This window comes from Acinetobacter sp. RUH 2624 (genome assembly GCF_000162375.2).
In the GTDB taxonomy this organism is placed as follows: Bacteria; Pseudomonadota; Gammaproteobacteria; order Pseudomonadales; family Moraxellaceae; genus Acinetobacter; species Acinetobacter nosocomialis.
The window spans coordinates 82,676-100,307 of record NZ_KI391940.1; the positions used below are offsets into that span (position 1 = coordinate 82,676).

The following is a 17,632-nucleotide window of genomic DNA, read 5'->3' on the forward strand; positions in this document are numbered from 1 at the left end:
CCTTTCATTGAAGACATATCATGATCCATACCTTTCATTGAAGACATATCATGGTCCATTCCTTTCATTGAAGACATATCATGATCCATTCCTTTCATTGAAGACATATCATGATCCATACCTTTCATTGAAGACATATCATGGTCCATTCCCATATCTTCCATCGTCAGTAAAGCACGGGGACGAGGTGTCGGCATCGTAGTACTTTTTACAAGTGAAGTATTTTCATCATGTAATGTACCAATAGAAAAACCACTTCGATCAATAGATTCAGCTTCAATCTGATAATTTGCTTGTTTCGGTTCTACAATAACATCATAAGTCTCAGCTGTTCCTATCCGGAATTCATCCACTGGCACGGGTTTTACTGGTTGTCCATCTGCGCTGACTACTGTCATTTTCAGATTAGGAATTCTTACATCGAACAAAGACATTGCCGAGGCATTAATAAACCGAAGACGTACTTTTTCTCCAGCTTTAAAATTTCCAGTCCAATTTTGTTCTGGAGTCTTACCATTCATCAAGAACGTATACTTTGTTACATCAGACATATCTGTCTTAAGCATTCGCATCTGATTCCACATAGAGCGATCTTGCCATGTTGCTTTTAAGCCATCTTTTTTAATCTGTTTAAAAACATCAAAAACCGTTTCTCTTCTATTTTGGTAATAATCAGCCTCTTTTTTGAGATTACTCATAATTTGACCACTAGTCGAATTATGAAAGTCAGATAGTAGGACTACGTAATCTCTATCAGCCTTTTCTCCAGCTGATAAAGGTACTTTATTTTTTGGATAAATCACGAGGGGGCCATATAGGCCATCCTGTTCTTGTCCTTTACTGTGTGAGTGATACCAATAAGTACCATTTTGACGGACTTTAAATTTGTATTCATAAGTTTTATTTGGTGCAATACCATCAAACTGATTAAATCCAGGAACACCATCCATGATGCCAGGTAAGATTAAACCATGCCAATGAATAGATGAATCTTGGTTCTTTAACTTGTTATGTACACGAATAACAGCATCATCACCTTCCTCAAACTCAAGAAGAGGTGCAACAAACTTACCATTTACCGTAATTCGCTTTAAAGGCTTACCTGTTATATTCACCGTCTGTTCAGCAATAGTTAAATCATATTCTTTAACCGCGGCCATAACCCAAGTCGACGAAAATAAACCGATTCCTATTAAAAAGACATGACTTAATTTTTTAGACATTTACTTCACCTATCGGATATCAAGATAAGGGATAAAACATGTTTAACTGCTTTACCCCCAATCTCTCATTTATCGTATTCTTTATTTATTTGATGTATTTGACATGTTCATTTTAGAGTGATCCATGTTCATCATATTTGAGTGATCCATATTTCCCATTTTAGAAGGGTCCATATTCATCATCTTAGAATGATCCATTTGGGACATATCGGACATTTTACTGTGGTCGTGCTGGCTATGATCCTGTTGAGTTGTTTTATCATTCTTCATATCACAGGGTTTTTGACACTTACCTTGTTCTTTGATATCTGCTTGAACAGCAGTACTTACTGTACTGGTCTGTTTAGCCTCTGCAGCCCAAGACTGAGTTCCAGCGAACAAAGACCCAACACATAAAAAAGTAGTTAAACTACGACGAAATAAAGTTTTCATTTTTTGCTCCAAGATTAGCTCATATGAATACATTAAAGGCCGGCACTAAACATCTATATGACATGAAAATGACATTTTTGTAATCTACGCCGATTCACGGATTTATAACGTTATTATGATCCTAATTAATGCAATCAGGTTTTTATAAATGAGAATCTTATTAGTTGAAGATGAACAAAAAACTGGTGATTATCTTAAACAAGGCCTTTCTGAAGCTGGCTATATTACTGACTGGGTTACAGATGGATTAACAGGAAAACACCAGGCTCTTTCTGAAGAGTATGACCTAATTATTCTAGATGTAATGTTACCTAAGTTGGACGGCTGGAATATCATTAATGACATTAGAAAAAGCGGTAAAAGCATGCCTATTCTTTTTCTTTCAGCCCGAGATCAAATTGATGATCGAGTGAAAGGGTTAGAATTAGGGGCTGATGATTATCTTGTCAAGCCTTTTGCTTTTGCAGAGCTACTGGCTCGAATTAAGAGCTTACTCCGTCGGGGACAACAAAAAGAAGATAGCAACCTAATCACTATTGCAGACCTTGAACTTGATTTACGTAAACGTCGTGTTACTCGTGCAGGGCAACGTATTGACCTAACAGCCAAAGAGTTTGCATTGATGGAATTATTTATGCGTAGACGTGGAGAAATTCTACCTCGTGCTTTAATTGCTTCTCAAATATGGGACATGAATTTTGATAGTGATACCAATGTAGTTGAAGTCGCTATTAAACGGTTAAGAAATAAAATAGATAGCAACTTCACTCCTAAGTTAATTCAAAACATCCGGGGGATGGGATATGTCTTAGAGGTAGAAGATGACTCATAAATTGTTTAATGCAATTAGCTTCCGTATTGCAATTATCTTTTCTCTATCAACTGTCATCATCTTATTGATTATGGGGCTGGTCATTCATCAACTTGTTATGCATCATTTTGAAACTCAGGACCGGACCCAGTTAGAAGGAAAAATTCAGCTTTTAGAAAATTTACTTGAACAGAACCCTACAAATACCCATGAATTAAATACATATTTAAAAGATGCTTTAGTAGGTCATCATGATCTGATTGTTCAAATAGAACGTCCAACAGGCCAAATCATTTTTAGTTCAGCACCAGCAGTCATAAAGACGCAAACGTTAGTCAAATCTAAACAAGCCCCTTGGATAGAATGGGAAATTCAAAAAAAAATCTATCGGGGCTTAGTTTATAAAAAGTCCTTTAATAATATTAGTATTCCATCAGCCCAAATTATTGTGGGGATCGATACATCTGAACATCAACACTTTTTAAATGATTTTAGACGACAGTTATTATATATCGGCGTTGTAGGCACAATTTGTTTAATGTTTTTAGGTTGGTTTGCCGCTTGGAGAGGATTACGACCAGTTCAAAAAATGGCAAAAGTTGCAGAAGGCATTTCAGCTCAGCATCTATCTGAACGATTAGCGGTCGATAATACACGCACTGAACTAAAATCATTAGCCATAGCCTTTAACGATATGTTAGATCGGCTAGAAACGGCTGTAGAAAAACTCTCAGATTTTTCATCTGATCTGGCCCATGAAATTAGAACACCTATTAATAATTTAATGACTCAAACTCAAGTATGTTTATCTCGTAGTCGGGATATTAATACTTATCAGGAAGTTCTCTTTTCTAATCTGGAAGAGTTTGAACGTTTGGCTCGAATGGTTTCAGATATGTTATTTCTTGCAAAGGCAGAGCATGGCCTACACTTACCAAACCTACAACAGGTCAGCCTAGTAAAAGAGATTTCTGCTTTATTTGACTTCTATGATGCTATCGCTGCTGAAAAGGGAATGTCCCTAGAACAAAGTGGACAAGGATACGTAAAAGGCGATCCCTCAATGTTACGTCGTGCACTGAGTAATTTACTATCAAATGCGATCAAATATGGTAAACCTGATTCAATAATTAAGATTAATTGCCGACAAAATATTGATACCACTATATTCACAATCGAAAATGAAAGCTCACCAATAACATCTGAACAGCTGAATCGATTATTTGACCGTTTTTACCGTACGGATGCATCCAGACAAAGAGTTGAGGAAGGCACAGGTTTAGGTCTAGCAATTACCAAGTCAATTCTTGATGTACATGGCGCAACGATTCAAGCAGACTATAACAACGGTCGGATAGTTTTTAAAATAACTTTTAAAAACTAATTTTTGTAAATAAAAGACAACTGACTACTCATTTCCAGTATCTAAAAAATTATGAGTAGTCAGAAAATGATCCTTTCTTAACTACGTAGCCTTAAAGCATTACCAATAACCGATGCTGAACTTAGGCTCATTGCTAAAGCTGCGATCATAGGAGAAAGTAGCCAACCAGTAAATGGATATAAAATACCCGCGGCTAAAGGGATGCCTAATGCATTATAAAGGAATGCAAACATCAGGTTTTGCTTCATATTTTTAATAGTGGCCTCTGACAGGGAGCGAGCGATCTCTATACCTCGTAAATCACCTTTGACTAAAGTGACTTGAGCACTATTCATAGCCACATCTGTTCCAGTCCCCATTGCAATACCAATATCCGCTTGAGCTAAAGCTGGGGCATCATTGATACCGTCACCTGCCATTGCAACCATTCTTCCTTCTTTTTGTAATTTATTAACCAGTTCCAGTTTATCTGCTGGTTTAACTTCTCCGTATACTTCATCAATACCTAATTTAGCTCCAACTGATTTTGCAGTAGTTAAACCATCTCCTGTGGCCATTATAATTCTTAATCCAGAATTCTTCAGAGCATGCACAGCTTCAGGTGTACTGACTTTGATTGGATCTGAAACAGCCAATAGTCCTACGAGCGTCCCATCAACAGCCAAATGCATAACACTTGCGCCTTCTGCTCTTAATTGCTCAGCTTGAGGGATATATGTATCAACTGATATGCCGAGTTGTTCCATTAAAGCTGTATTGCCTAATGATAATTGTTGTCCATCTAACTCACCCTTAACACCAATTCCAGAACCTGACTCAAAAGATGTTGGTGTTGTTAGTACAAGATTTCTTTCACGGGCAGCCTGTACAATTGCATCCGCTAACGGATGTTCACTACCTTGATCCAAGCTGGCAGCTAATCTGAGAACTTCATTTTCTTCATATCCAGATAAAGCAATGACCTTATCAAATGAGGGGCGACCTTCTGTTAAGGTCCCTGTTTTATCAATAATTAATGTATCAATCTTACGTAAATTTTCTATTGCTGCAGCATCACGGAAGAGTACGCCATTGGATGCACCACGACCCGTTGCCACCATGATTGACATTGGTGTGGCTAATCCTAAAGCACACGGACAAGCAATAATTAAAACTGCGACAGCATTGATTAGTCCGTATACCCAACTCGGTTCTGGTCCAAATATTCCCCACCCAAAAAAGGTAAGGATAGATATACCGATCACCACCAGTACAAACCAGCCAGCTACCTGATCTGCCATTCTTTGCATAGGGGCTTTAGAACGCTGAGCTTGCGCTACCATTTGAACTATCTGTGAAAGTACTGTTGAAGAACCGACCTTTTCCGAACGTATCACTAATGAACCGTTCATATTCATTGTCGCACCGATTACTTGGTCACCTATACGTTTTGTTACTGGAACTGGCTCTCCCGTTAACATTGATTCATCAATAGAACTTGAACCTTCTGTAATTATTCCATCAACGGGGACCTTCTCACCTGGTCGTACTCTAAGCAAATCTCCAACATGTACATGGGAAAGTGGGATATCTTCCTCTGTGCCATCTTCATTAATTTTTCTTGCGGTTTTCGGTGCCAACCCAAGTAAAGATTTTATTGCTGACGAAGTTTGCGAACGTGCCTTTAACTCAAGAACTTGACCTAATAAGGTCAGTGAAATAATTGCGGCTGTTGCCTCAAAATATACAGCAACACGCCCCATAGAGATGAAAGACGCTGGGAAAACTTGTGGGGCTAGGGTTCCAACGACACTATAAATAAATGCAGCTCCAGTCCCAATTCCAATTAAAGTCCACATATTCGGACTACGATTTAAAATTGATTGCCAACATCTAACAAAAAATGGCCATCCCGCCCAAAAAACTATTGGCAAGGTAAGAAGAAGTTCAATCCAGGTTTGTACTTTAATTTCAAACCAGTTTAATTTATGACCAAACATCGCCAAGGTTATTACGATAACGGTCAAAGGTAACGTGTACCAAAATCTTCTTTTAAAGTCCTTGAGTTCAGGATTTTCATCAGCCTCATCTAAATTTGGAAGTAAAGGCTCTAATGTCATACCGCAAATTGGACAGTTTCCAGGTTGATTCTGTCGAATCTCCGGATGCATGGGACATGTATAAATTGTTGAAGTATTTACATGAGCTGAATTAGTAATTTCATTTGAATCTACTTCAGCTCTATTCATTGATTTTTTAGTTGGAGAAGATTTACCCTCTTCATTAATATAAAACAAAGGATCATTTTCAAACTTTAACTTGCATTTTTCACTGCAAAAGTAAAACGTTTTACTGTCAATTTTTTCATAGAATTTAGAAGCCTGCGTTACGGCCATTCCACAGACAGGGTCAATAAGTCTATTGCTAGTATTCTTATCTTCATGATGATGGTCCATAGAACCTCCTTCATATTAATTCTCAAAATAAAGAGCTCATTAGGATTAAACTAATTTTTCGTTTTCCGGTCATTTAGTGACCATTATTTTCAATAAAGTCAGTGTAACACTTGTGTGTTTTCAATTTTAAAAATGACAAAAATGTAATTTTGGAGTCATCAAGACGTTTCTATCTGTCTTGAATAATAAGCATACGAAGAGTGATGACCAACTCAATCTATTCATGAACGTCAACGGGTCATTACTTAGCTATGTATCAGTTTTAGAAGGATGATGAAATGAAAATTTTCCAAAATAAAGTATCAGTTCTACGCAATGTATTAGTTGGTGCAACTATGGTTGTAGCTGCTTCAAGTGCGTTTGCACATGTAAAACTTGAAAGTGCAACACCTGCTATTAATGCTTCTGTAGCAAGTCAACCCCAAAACATAACTTTAAATTTTGGTGAAGAGGTTATGTTAATGAACGTCAAATTGCTTGATGCCCAACGTAAGGATATCCCATTAAATTATAAAATAACTCATGATATGAAAAAGTCATTTGAAGTGGCCGTACCTAAACTTAAGAAAGGTAAATATACCGTGGTATGGACCACAATGGGTGCAGATGGCCATAACATGAATGGCGAATATAATTTCACGCTTAAAGCAGCAAAATAAAATAAAAACGAAGTTAGTAAACATGCCAGCAATTTGCTGGCATGTCGCTATAACGATGGAGAAAAATATGCTTCCTGAAACTTGGATATACGCAACATGGCTGGCTAAAGTCGTTTTATATTTAGGTATTGCATTTGTTGTTGGTGGCGCTTTCTGTTATTTCTTACTTGGTCGTTATGTAGAAATTAAACAGACTATTCTGAAGTACATAACTATTGGTGCAGGACTGGGTTTAATATCCAGTATTCTTGGCTTCTTCCTTCTCATTGGAAGTTTTGCCAATACAGGTCTTTCTGGCATGTGGGATAGCAACTACATAAACATTTTAATAAATACTCCCACAGGGCACGTTCATATTATTCGATCAATTAGTTTTGCTTTTCTACTTCTATTGATGATCATAAAACTTAGTAAAGGAACTATTCAGGTTTCAAAAATTGAAGGAGTAATATTTCTCATACTTTTAACTCCTATTGTTTTTAGTTTTTCTCAACATGGTCATGTTACAAATTTACCTTTATTCGCACAATTTTTATTATCAATCCATGTACTTGTAATGTCTTTATGGATGGGATCACTTTATCCTTTATGGAGAACAAGTAAAAAAATTACTGGTCTTCCCTTGAAAGAACGCATGCATCTGTTTGGAAGAATTGCTGCTTTTGTGGTAGGAATATTACTTGCATGTGGTGCCAGTATTGCTCTATTACTCATTAAAGATTTCAATATTCTACTGAATACTCCTTATGGGCATGGATTCATTATTAAAATAATATTTGTTTTAAGTATTTTATTATTGGCTGCCTTTAATAAATGGTATTTTACTCCTCGTTTACAGGATCCAAAATTTGCAAAACAATTGGGTTATGCCATTTTATTTGAAATGTCATTAGGTCTAATGATCCTTTTAATGACAGGATATATTACAACTGTAGTGGGAATTGATTAAATAGGTATATAGTAATTTAAAAAAATAAAATGAAAAAAATTATCTGATTCTGCTTGATTTCATCATTGGTTCAATCCTTGATATTTTTTCTAACTCCATAAGCTTTACTATTGTAAGTAGAGTGTAGTGTAAGACTGTAGAGTCTCAGATCTTTTAAAATATAGGGGTAAAATTACTTACCCCATAATCTGCCCATGTTTTTATAAATTAATTACATGATTTTCTGTAATTCATGTATAAATAAACTTAAACAAATAATCATAACTTATACAACCATTCTTAGTGCCTGTTCCAGCCCGCGTTGTTTAAGGTTGGCTCCTACCCCAAACCATGCTGAATCTAATCGGTGATCTTTTGAGATCGCACGTCGCTCATGATCAACAAACTCGGTAATACTACAAAGCAGTCCATACGCCGTATCTTTAGCTGAAGCTAACTCGGCACCACGACCATGCCCGTTAAACATGGTCATGACCTTAGACATCGCACGTCCATTTGGCTCAGTTTTATTGTCGGTTTTGGATGAGTTGATTTGTTTAGGCGTAGCTACATTACGGTAGAACTGAATGATACTTTCATCTTGTTCAGCAATATTCAGGTTTGTATTATTGAACACTGCATCGAAGTAAGCTGCTGCTTCCTGCTGGGTGACTTTACGCTGGCTGAGCTGCTTCATTTCATACATGTGCTCGTCCCATGCATGAACCGAAATACCCAATTGCTGTTTAATCTTTTCAGCATCAAACTTGGTACTGTGTGGAACTTTCACCACACCTGCACTACTATTCTGCCCACGTAAGGCAATCGCTAAGGTGTTATTACACACCACACGTACACTTGTAAATTGCGCCGTGGTGGCTAATGTCCCATCACATGCTGTTGCCAGAAGGATATAACCATTACTCACATCCTTTCCTTTCAGTGCTGTTGATTGTCCAGTCGTAGCCAGTGCCCAGAACTTACGACCACCTTTCAATACCCCTGCTGTTTCCAGTTCAAAGCCTGATTGTTCTGTCAGGTCTTTATAGAAGTTTAATATCTCCATCGGTTGCACCTCCTGATAACGCTGACTTACCACTGATAGCGGCGCATGAGTATCTGAACGATAAAGGACTCTCTGATCTTCATACGGCATGATGATGTTTTGTCCACGTTCATTTTTTGTCATATAGCTGACATTGGATGATTCAATTCGCCAATCCATCCCTGCTTGTTGTGCCCATACTTCTAAAGGTTGATTTCTAGTGAGTTGATTGCCCAAACCATGCCAAGGGGTTTGACCTACAAAAGCCATTGTTTCAACTTGATGTGCCATGATGTTTTTCCTATTAAGTGATTTAAATAATTTGATTAAGAGTTTGGGATGAAGTTAAGAAAAGCTTGATTGCTGGATTTCAAAATGTTGCAGACACTGCTCACACTGATAATGCAAGGACACTGTATTGTCTTGATGCTGGACGTAGAGCAGAAACATGCCCCCTACAACTAAACCAACAAAGCCACCGACTAGTGGGTGAATAGGACTACGTTTTGACAATTGCATACAGGCTGCTGCCAGAGACATGGGGGAGAATGATGAAAGTTTTGCAAATACACCTTGATGGCTTTGTTCTGACTGCCGTAGTAATTTCAGATGTCTCGAATGGCAGTAAGGACATTGATGCATAGTCGTCTCCTCTCAATAAAAGGCATAAAAAAAACCACAAGCAAATGCTTGTGGTTTGATTGAGCTTTATGTCGTTTTAGATTAAGTCAAATTAACGAGTTACTTTTGGAGTCGCTAAACCTTTCTTGCTACAAGGTTGGATACTTTCAATATATTGACCATCTCCAGTGTCTTTAAAGAAACCATGTTTTGATTTGATTTCTAAACATTGCCCCTTCTTAAAAGGTTTAACTTGTGGAACGACTTTAGCTGGTATAGCGTAGCTATTTAAAATGACTTCGCCTTTAGTAGTTGGAAATACAACTGACTCTTCGCCGTAATAGACATTGGCTTTAAGTGTAATCTGCTCAGTTTTAGCAAAAGCAATAGAACTGAGTGAAAGACTTAAAATTCCACATGCGATAAGTTTGATTGGGTTCATGGTATTTTCTCTGATTAAGTAAAGTAATAATTAAACGAATGCTACAGACCAGCTTTAATTAGTGACCAAAGCAGGGCTGGTATCCTTCGTGAAGGACTTGATTGCTGTTCTTATCCCAACTCACCACATACCAAGTACATTGGTAACGGTCAGAGTCCCATGCAGTACGATAGGTCATGGTATTACCTTGCTGGCTCCATCCTTCAACTCGTTTACTCACCTGATCTGGACTTGAGCGGCCCCATACATTCATGAGATGTGACGCTAACATTTGATCAATATTCGGGATGGTTGACTTTAAATCAGCTGGAGCAGATTTGATTGGCTTTAATCCATAGCGAGAAGCATTGGAACTTAAGGTTTTCCCTTCATGGTACTCACCATCAACTTCTGAACTGAGATTACCTAGACTTGTATCTTGTGCTTTTGCCTGATCAACCGCGGCTATTGCCCCCGCAACAACCTCATCTTCAGCTTGTGAATGAGCAGATTCTGATTCCGGGTTTTCCACCATACTTTCAATTCCAGTGAAACCTGATTCAACGGGTTCCGATGCTGCTTGTGTTGTGGCAGATTGATTTTGTACCTTAGATTGTTCTAAAGCGAGTTGTGCTAACTGAAGTTCAGTTTGTCGTTTTTGATGTTGATTAAATAAAATACCGCCTGCAATTAACACCGCCATCATGACTACAGTTAACAACCAATATAACGGTGGTATCTTTTTAGTTGAGTTAGTGCTGTTCTTTATCATATTCATATCATTACCTTGAAATAGAGGATATACGGCGCTTTAGGGCTGCCTTCATTGGGGTAATATGTAAGTAAAAATTCTTTATTTTCAGTTATTGTCCAAATAGCTCTTTAATAGAGTCCGTGCTTCATTCAGTTGCTGTGCTTGGCTTTCAATGAGCTGACGAACAGACTCTGGAAGGTTCTGATATTTATCTGGATGGAACTCAGCCATCTTTTTCCGGTAAGCAGCTTGAAGGGTTTGCTCACACAATACTTCAGACTGAATTTCAAGAAGTTTGCAGGCCTGTAGTTGTTCCTTAGTCAGATAAGAAACTTTTTTCTGATCTATTTCCTCTGCCAGACATTGATAGATAATTTTGACGAGGTCAGGAAGAACTGCCTTAGAGACATTAGCTACACGGCACAAATGGGTCATGAAAAGATAAGCCTGATTCTGCTCAACCAGACCCAGTGCCATGGCGTAGACCAGTTGTTCGATCATCTCCGTACGAAGTTTATAAGCCAGCACATCTTTCAGTTCTGCAAAGCGATGCAATAATTCTTCATAATCGAAGTTTGGTTTTTGATTCATTAGTTGTTCAACATACTGATGTACTGCTTGATTATTCAATTTAGAAAAATGACTGGATAGCGCTTCTTTCGACTGAGCATTCCATTGACCCACAGTAAATGTAATAAAATAAGCAAACAGATCAACAATCACCTTCAGTTCTGCATCAATCTGTGGTGGAGCTTGGTAGGTCTCTGTTTGTCCCTGACAGACTTCATTTAGAAATGAAGCCAATGTTCGTACTGTTCCCTTATCCAATTGGTTAAAGGTCAAAGTTTCCATCCGATTCAGTACGATGCCATGATTAATGACGCCAATATCTGCCTCGACATGATGAATACTTTTAAAGAGATAAACCGCTTCATCTCCAAAGCTTTCTTTATAAAAGAGTCCTGTCGCCGTCACACAAAGTCCAGCTTTAGCACTGCCAAATACCGTATCGTCAATTAGCATAAGGATTTCATCTGGATGAATTCCTTGAGGGAGATAACTCATAGCCCCTTGCAATTTTTTATAAGGAATAGCGGGTGCAAAATAAATATTGTCACTCGCTCTTAACATCAACATCCAACGGCTTTTCTGGAGTGATTCTCTCGATATGATTGTCATGGCAACTTCCCCAATTTAGCGACTAAAACAACCAACGTAGAAAATCAGCAGGCCAAACAAGTGCCCGACCCAAAGAATATGAACCAGAATAAATAGGGTACTGCCAAATCAAATACAGCCAATAACCAATCACAATGGTGAAATAAAGGCCAATCAATGGATGTTTCATTGTAAATTCCTCATTTTTTTAGGTAAGCCTATCCAACCCACTGCTCTATGGCAGCAGGTGAGATCAAAAGACAAACTAAGATTTAATGTGAATACGAGCTCTAAAGTTTATGTGCACATTGCTGACCAGACTTAAAAGACACCTCTTCGAAATCCTCTGGCATCCTGACTTGCATCATGCCAATCGCCTCCAGCTTTTCTTCACCATAATGTTCTTCCATCCTGTCGTAGAAGCAGGAACAGAAACTGCGACTTCCTCCCGTATTCCTACAGCTTTGTTTCATACCCTTTTCGAAATCAGAAGAACAACCAGTAACCAACAAAATACTGACACCTACCAAACCCATCAAAATTTTATTTTTCATCATTTTATCCAGTGACGTCGTCATGGAGCTTAGGCTTTTTTAGGCAACACGAAGCCTTGCCATGGTGTAGCTCACATGACATTTTTTTAAGTAAATTTTTAGACGAAAAGATCTAAAGCTTGAGAAACTAGAAGTTCATCAAATCCTATTAAAACTAATCAGGCGTTATAAAAAGAATATGCATAGCCAACTCCTTTATATTGGGAGTTCTGCCAAAGCATTAGAGAATTATGGTGGCAGAACGAGAAAGGGTTGACAGACCGGATTGGATTGACACCAGCACACTCGAAAGTGTCCCTCTCCCGTCCTACCGCAACGGGAGGAGACGAGATGTACCCTCAAAATTATTCCTCAGAAGGAATAACTCTGATGCAACCCAATAAAACGGTCTGTCAAAACCGACTGGCAATGTGGCCAGCAAGCAAAGGATAATGTGCAATATTTAAGGTGTCAATGATCTATCGACTAAGTCGTAAAGTGATTGTTATTGTTTTTCATTAGATTAATTCTTTAAACTAACCATTAGGTAAATTTAAGGATGATTCAGTGTTTCGGTTAAAGTGTCTTGGTGGTCCACTGTATGGACAAGAATATTCTCATGCTCAGGATGAGTTTATTTTTAAAGACAAACAGACAGGAAAGCAGACGCGTTATCGAAAGCAGGCTTTAAACTTCACCCCACCCCAAGAGTTCTTTATAGCAGAGTCAATTTCTACAACCGTAGCCTACAATCTTGCATTGCAATTAATGAAACGCTATTGAGACCTTTTAGTAATACAAAGACATACTATTAACTAACCAATAATGAGTGATTTTCTAGCACTTGATTCAGTCCATAATAAATTTATAATCCAGTAGAATGCTTCACAGTACTACAAGTTTAGTCCAACAATTATAACTCTAAGCTACATTTTGATTTTGACTACTTTTCACCCAAAACATCGCAAGTCGGTACAGAATCATCATAAGTCGGTACATAAATGGAGTGCAGTTTAACACCTAACACCCCTCTACAAATGCTCATAATTCACTCTCAAGTTAAGCTAAATCATTTTTAAATTATAAGTAGTTACGACTTATAATATATGCACTTCTTTTAAAATGAATAAGTGAACTTGATTACATGGCAACTTCAGCTAAAAAAAATGCTAAGGCTAAACAAGAAACCACATCTACGATTAACATCAAAAAACTTATTGGCTTAATTGACCAACTTGAAGAACATATTATTAAAAGACATAAATTTCCCTATGGTTTGCCATCAGCCTATGCCGAACACTACAAAGCTTATTTACCCGAACAAATGGAACCTATCAGTGAAGAAATGACGGATAATGACCGAAAGTGGTTTTATGAACAGCTTGATCAAGGCTTATTAAAAGAATCGCCAGAACAAAAGGCTCTCCGTCAACAGGCATGGAGATTACCCCCACCATTACTTCGAGGTAAATCGGAAATTTACATCTACATTCCCGAAGAGGACCGACTTGCCCGACACTATAGCGAAATCGCGACTGAAATTCGTAAATTCAAAAACTTGGTATCAACTAAAACCAGAATATTCAAAAAAACAGCACAACAAGCTGAGAAACATTTTGAAGAAGCATTTCGTCTCTACTCCAAACATTATGATTGTTCTTTCTATATTTACACGCTACCAGAAGATATCTATAAACAGATTAGGCAATCTCAATTAGCCCGAAACAGCCATAAAAAATCCCAGAGGGTAAAAAAAACTTACCTCTCACTTGTTCAACGTTTTATTACCAGTAATCAAAAAACTTACTCAAGTATGGATACGGTTCTAGGAGCCATTGAGCAGCAAGCTATCTCAAAAATTCCAGAATACCTCACTCAAGAATACAATGCTGAAATAGAACATTGTTTACGAAAAAAAGAAGAAGCTGAATATTTTCTTTTTGCAGCTCGAAATGATCTATCTACAGCTGAAGTCAAAGAAATTGAAGAATATGGTAAAAAAACTGTAATCATACAAGCTCAGAACCGTGATCAACCCCTAACTTCTTTTGCAGGTCGCCCTATCGAACGTTATAAGGAAATAAGAGTATTTTATCAGAAAAAGATTTCTGCCTTAGAAACTCAAAAAAGTAAAATTAGAACCGACGATCAGAGAATGAAGTTACTGAATAGCGCTAAATCTTGGTTAAAGGAAAGCGAGCCAAGCCTATATGATGCGCTGAACATTTTTATAGAAAAGAAAGGTAGAAAACTTTAGAATTCCCCTCCCACCCCAATAAAAATCCGATCACTCACATAATTTATTTAGAGCCTGTTAGTTCTACACTGACATGCTCTTAAAAAAAATTAATAAATTTTTAAAAGAGTAATAATTACAATGAAATTTCTATATTTTAAAGATTTTAAATACATATATATCAGTAGCTTAAATAAATTCTTCGCAGATTTTTAGAGGGTGCTTAATTTTTTTCTAGAATTTCCCTTATGCAATCAAGCATACAAAACTTGCTACATAAGGAACCAATATGACCAACTCAAACCTAAGCCAGCAACACATCAAATTAATAAGTACATTCAATTGGAAGCTTAGCAATTTACGGGTGTGGGTCACCCGAAGAATAGCTCAACGAAGCCATTTAAATGCTGCATAACGCAGGACATCACAACTTTTAAAAAGTCCTCGTATTACCGTCATTTTTTGGTAGAGCATTCTCGAAGTAAAGTGCAATCGGCTTTTCGGTTTAAATACAATTGTAATAAGTAATATTAGATATATGTAATTAATCTACTAGATACTTATTGTCATAAGCAGTGTGCCTTAGCAAATACTGCTTATAGATTAGATTGATTTAATTGTGTATCCATTTGAGATGAATACATTCCAGATAGATTAGCCAATATCCACTCTACGCCTACCCTAATGGACATTTCTAAACGATGTCCATAGGGAGAGCATTTACCTCATGACGCCTGATACGTAATTAATTATTTGTATGTAGGTATACTATGAAATCTCTGAACAACACAGCTAAACCAATTCTTCCACCTATCGCACAGTTCTCAGTTGCAGATAGAGATGCATTCCTAGAACAGCTCAAGGAAGATTTTTCAACTCATGAGTACATGACAGAAAACGGTAAGATTAAAATATTCAAAACGAGTATAAACCCTGAAGTTGAAAAAATGCTCAGTCGTGTTGAGTTCATCAAGTATTTTGAGAAAGAGCGCCCAATCGCTACTCTTAAATCTGTTCAAAGTTTTAAGGGCAAAGAGCAACTACGTGTTGAATATGCGAAGGATATTCCACTTTTGCTTAAGTGCCAGCTTACAACAATCTTTGTGTCTGCTCACTCTGGCAATTACAAGATGGGCATAGAGTTACAGGCCTTTAAGGATTCATTCTTAGAACTTTCAAAGGAAGAACAATATACCCTTTATGAATTTTCTCTGATCAATCAGTGTTACACATCTGAACAGGCTCAGGCTTATGTTGCAGCTTTAATTAAATTTCAGAAGTTGTTTGCAATAAGAATGAGCAGTGCCTCAATTCGTAAACAACTTTCGAATCGTGCTAGTAATCGACGCCGTTCTAAAGAGCGTTGTGTTGAGCTTGTAGAGACTCTACTCAAGATCCATTCTCGAATCCTTGTTGTTCGAGTAGACCTAGGATTAATACGCGATACAGCTAAGCTTCAACAGCTTGCTATCTCAACTGATTTTGCTCAGGCTGAACATGATAGTGAGTTTATGCAAGAGTCTTTTATTCGGTTCTATGATGCATCTAAGCATAATCAGCTTAAGCAAGCGCTCGGGTATATCCTGCGTATTGAACACACCCCAACCAAGGGATTCCATGGACATCTTTATTACTTCTTCAATGCCAATGACCATCGTGAGGACATCACGTGGGGGCAATATATTGCTGAAAAATGGAGGGTTGCTACAAACAATCTTGGGACTGCTTTTATCTGCAATATGAAGAAAGATGAGTACCGCTATCGTGCCTTAGGCATTTTGGAGTATACCGACCATGAAATGCTTAAGAATCTCAAGGCTACGTTTGACTACATATGCAAAAATGATCAGTACTTCGCCTTTACTAATGGAGAACAAATTCGGAGCTTCCGAACAAGCCAAATACCAAAAGTTCCTGCTACCAAACTTGGCCGTCCACGCAAGTTCGAGCAACTTAACCTACTAGACTCTGATCAGTCAGATGATGCTCAAGTAGGAGGACAGTAACATGACTAAGTACGCATCAGATGCTTTACTTGCAGCTACACATTCGTCATGCAGCATTCAACCTATTTGGGCTTACGATCTGATTGGTTCTGAGAAGTCAGCAAAAGCTCTTGGGAGATCAAAAACTACAAGCATGTTTGCAAAACAAAATTCTCAAAATAGTAATCAGGCATTATCTCTCAGTAAACCTGTTGAGTTGATTAGATCAGCATATCCATTAGTGACAGGCTCCCCTGTCACTAATGGGATGTTATCTGTTCGGCTAAAGCCAGAGAACGAATTGTTTATTCAGTTTATTAAACATATGGGGCCTATGCTTAATGGGGGGATTTACTGCCATGATCAGTATTTTTCTAATCAAATTACGGGCTACCAATATATGCTCAACACTAGGCAGTTTAATGAGGATTTAACAGCTTGGAATACAGAACAAATTCGTGCTGAAGAGTTATTTGATTCGACAATGAAGGTTCTATTCAAAGACTACGCAGGCTTCGAAACACATGAGCTATATTTGCCAATGCTATTTACGCTTTCAGCGAATACTCCAATATATTCAAAACAACAATATTTAGATCAGCAGAAGAAAGAGATGATCGCCATTTTCTTTAATGAAGGTGGTAATAATGAAATTATTGCCGTATTTTCGAAATGGGAACTTACACCCCAAGGACAATTAGCACTCAGACTGGTGTTTTTACTGGAACGCCAGTTCATAGATGATCCTGTTGGTTCTTCTGATGAAAATGCTTTCATTGCTTTACGAGGTAATCTGGAAGGCCTATTTAATTGCAAAGCATATCCTGTATCTATGCCATTAAACGGGTTTATGCAAACTAATCATTTTTTTAAAAGTGATCCAAGGTGCAAAGATCTTATTAAGCTGCTCAAAACGTACCTAGTAGGCAGTGATGCAGTCCTTCGAATTTGGGATACACAGTCCAATTTTGATGTGTTGTATTCCAAGTTTAAAACTAACTAGTTAA

General features: G+C 37.6%; 18 protein-coding genes. 8 read left to right on the forward strand and 10 right to left on the reverse strand.

Annotated features, from left to right (window positions below):
• A partial coding sequence (locus tag HMPREF0014_RS26380; RefSeq protein WP_020992370.1) for a multicopper oxidase domain-containing protein occupies positions 1 to 1,223 on the reverse strand: 1,223 nt, incomplete at its 3' end.
• Between the two features lie 81 nt (positions 1,224 to 1,304).
• A complete protein-coding gene (locus HMPREF0014_RS22475) occupies positions 1,305 to 1,655 on the reverse strand; it encodes a hypothetical protein (RefSeq protein WP_000853615.1) in 351 nt (116 codons plus the stop codon).
• A gap of 148 nt (positions 1,656 to 1,803) precedes the next feature.
• On the opposite strand from HMPREF0014_RS22475, the gene HMPREF0014_RS22480 reads away from it, so the two are divergent.
• Positions 1,804 to 2,487 carry a heavy metal response regulator transcription factor gene (locus HMPREF0014_RS22480; RefSeq protein WP_001221582.1) on the forward strand — a complete coding sequence of 228 codons (684 nt, stop codon included), beginning with the start codon at positions 1,804 to 1,806 and terminating at the stop codon, positions 2,485 to 2,487.
• A complete protein-coding gene (locus HMPREF0014_RS22485; RefSeq protein WP_000149041.1) occupies positions 2,477 to 3,850 on the forward strand; it encodes a heavy metal sensor histidine kinase in 1,374 nt (457 codons plus the stop codon). The genes HMPREF0014_RS22480 and HMPREF0014_RS22485 overlap by 11 nt, the downstream gene beginning before the upstream one ends.
• 77 nt (positions 3,851 to 3,927) lie before the next feature.
• On the opposite strand, the gene HMPREF0014_RS22490 is transcribed toward HMPREF0014_RS22485, so the two are convergent.
• The gene (locus HMPREF0014_RS22490) at positions 3,928 to 6,285 is read right to left on the reverse strand and encodes a heavy metal translocating P-type ATPase (protein WP_005079053.1); all 2,358 of its coding nucleotides are present in this window, start codon (positions 6,283 to 6,285) and stop codon (positions 3,928 to 3,930) included.
• Positions 6,286 to 6,563: 278 nt separating this feature from the next.
• Here HMPREF0014_RS22490 and HMPREF0014_RS22495 point away from each other — a divergent pair, with 278 nt between their 5' ends.
• The gene (locus HMPREF0014_RS22495; RefSeq protein ID WP_000689223.1) at positions 6,564 to 6,944 is read left to right on the forward strand and encodes a copper resistance protein CopC; all 381 of its coding nucleotides are present in this window, start codon (positions 6,564 to 6,566) and stop codon (positions 6,942 to 6,944) included.
• 67 nt (positions 6,945 to 7,011) lie between these two features.
• On the forward strand, positions 7,012 to 7,893 hold the full coding sequence (locus HMPREF0014_RS22500; RefSeq protein WP_020992371.1) for a CopD family protein: 882 nt from the start codon (positions 7,012 to 7,014) through the stop codon (positions 7,891 to 7,893).
• A 265-nt stretch (positions 7,894 to 8,158) separates the two neighbouring features.
• On the opposite strand, the gene HMPREF0014_RS22505 is transcribed toward HMPREF0014_RS22500, so the two are convergent.
• The 7 genes from HMPREF0014_RS22505 to HMPREF0014_RS22530 form a co-directional block, all read right to left on the reverse strand.
• On the reverse strand, positions 8,159 to 9,208 hold the full coding sequence (locus HMPREF0014_RS22505) for a DUF932 domain-containing protein (protein ID WP_000951143.1): 1,050 nt from the start codon (positions 9,206 to 9,208) through the stop codon (positions 8,159 to 8,161).
• Between the two features lie 54 nt (positions 9,209 to 9,262).
• Positions 9,263 to 9,559 carry a hypothetical protein gene (locus tag HMPREF0014_RS22510; RefSeq protein WP_000553831.1) on the reverse strand — a complete coding sequence of 99 codons (297 nt, stop codon included), beginning with the start codon at positions 9,557 to 9,559 and terminating at the stop codon, positions 9,263 to 9,265.
• 91 nt (positions 9,560 to 9,650) lie between these two features.
• Positions 9,651 to 9,980, reverse strand: a complete 330-nt coding sequence (locus HMPREF0014_RS22515; protein WP_001068164.1) for a hypothetical protein — start codon at positions 9,978 to 9,980, stop codon at positions 9,651 to 9,653.
• A gap of 58 nt (positions 9,981 to 10,038) precedes the next feature.
• Complete coding sequence (locus HMPREF0014_RS22520) at positions 10,039 to 10,737, reverse strand: hypothetical protein (protein WP_001985473.1); 699 nt, start codon at positions 10,735 to 10,737, stop codon at positions 10,039 to 10,041.
• Between the two features lie 81 nt (positions 10,738 to 10,818).
• Positions 10,819 to 11,844: a molecular chaperone DnaJ gene (locus HMPREF0014_RS22525; protein ID WP_031944371.1), complete on the reverse strand. Its 1,026-nt coding sequence runs from the start codon at positions 11,842 to 11,844 to the stop codon at positions 10,819 to 10,821.
• Between the two features lie 70 nt (positions 11,845 to 11,914).
• Positions 11,915 to 12,061 (reverse strand): hypothetical protein, encoded by a 147-nt coding sequence (locus HMPREF0014_RS26130; protein ID WP_000682545.1) that lies wholly within the window; start codon positions 12,059 to 12,061, stop codon positions 11,915 to 11,917.
• A 100-nt stretch (positions 12,062 to 12,161) separates the two neighbouring features.
• Positions 12,162 to 12,425 carry a hypothetical protein gene (locus HMPREF0014_RS22530; RefSeq protein WP_000790976.1) on the reverse strand — a complete coding sequence of 88 codons (264 nt, stop codon included), beginning with the start codon at positions 12,423 to 12,425 and terminating at the stop codon, positions 12,162 to 12,164.
• Positions 12,426 to 12,971: 546 nt separating this feature from the next.
• On the opposite strand from HMPREF0014_RS22530, the gene HMPREF0014_RS22535 reads away from it, so the two are divergent.
• From HMPREF0014_RS22535 to HMPREF0014_RS22550, 4 genes are all read left to right on the forward strand, one after another.
• Complete coding sequence (locus tag HMPREF0014_RS22535) at positions 12,972 to 13,187, forward strand: hypothetical protein (RefSeq protein WP_000489165.1); 216 nt, start codon at positions 12,972 to 12,974, stop codon at positions 13,185 to 13,187.
• 361 nt (positions 13,188 to 13,548) lie between these two features.
• Positions 13,549 to 14,661: a hypothetical protein gene (locus tag HMPREF0014_RS22540; protein WP_005079077.1), complete on the forward strand. Its 1,113-nt coding sequence runs from the start codon at positions 13,549 to 13,551 to the stop codon at positions 14,659 to 14,661.
• A 749-nt stretch (positions 14,662 to 15,410) separates the two neighbouring features.
• Positions 15,411 to 16,646 (forward strand): inovirus-type Gp2 protein, encoded by a 1,236-nt coding sequence (locus HMPREF0014_RS22545; RefSeq protein ID WP_006580413.1) that lies wholly within the window; start codon positions 15,411 to 15,413, stop codon positions 16,644 to 16,646.
• Between the two features lies 1 nt (position 16,647).
• A complete protein-coding gene (locus HMPREF0014_RS22550) occupies positions 16,648 to 17,628 on the forward strand; it encodes a hypothetical protein (RefSeq protein WP_005079078.1) in 981 nt (326 codons plus the stop codon).
• Positions 17,629 to 17,632: the final 4 nt, after the last annotated feature.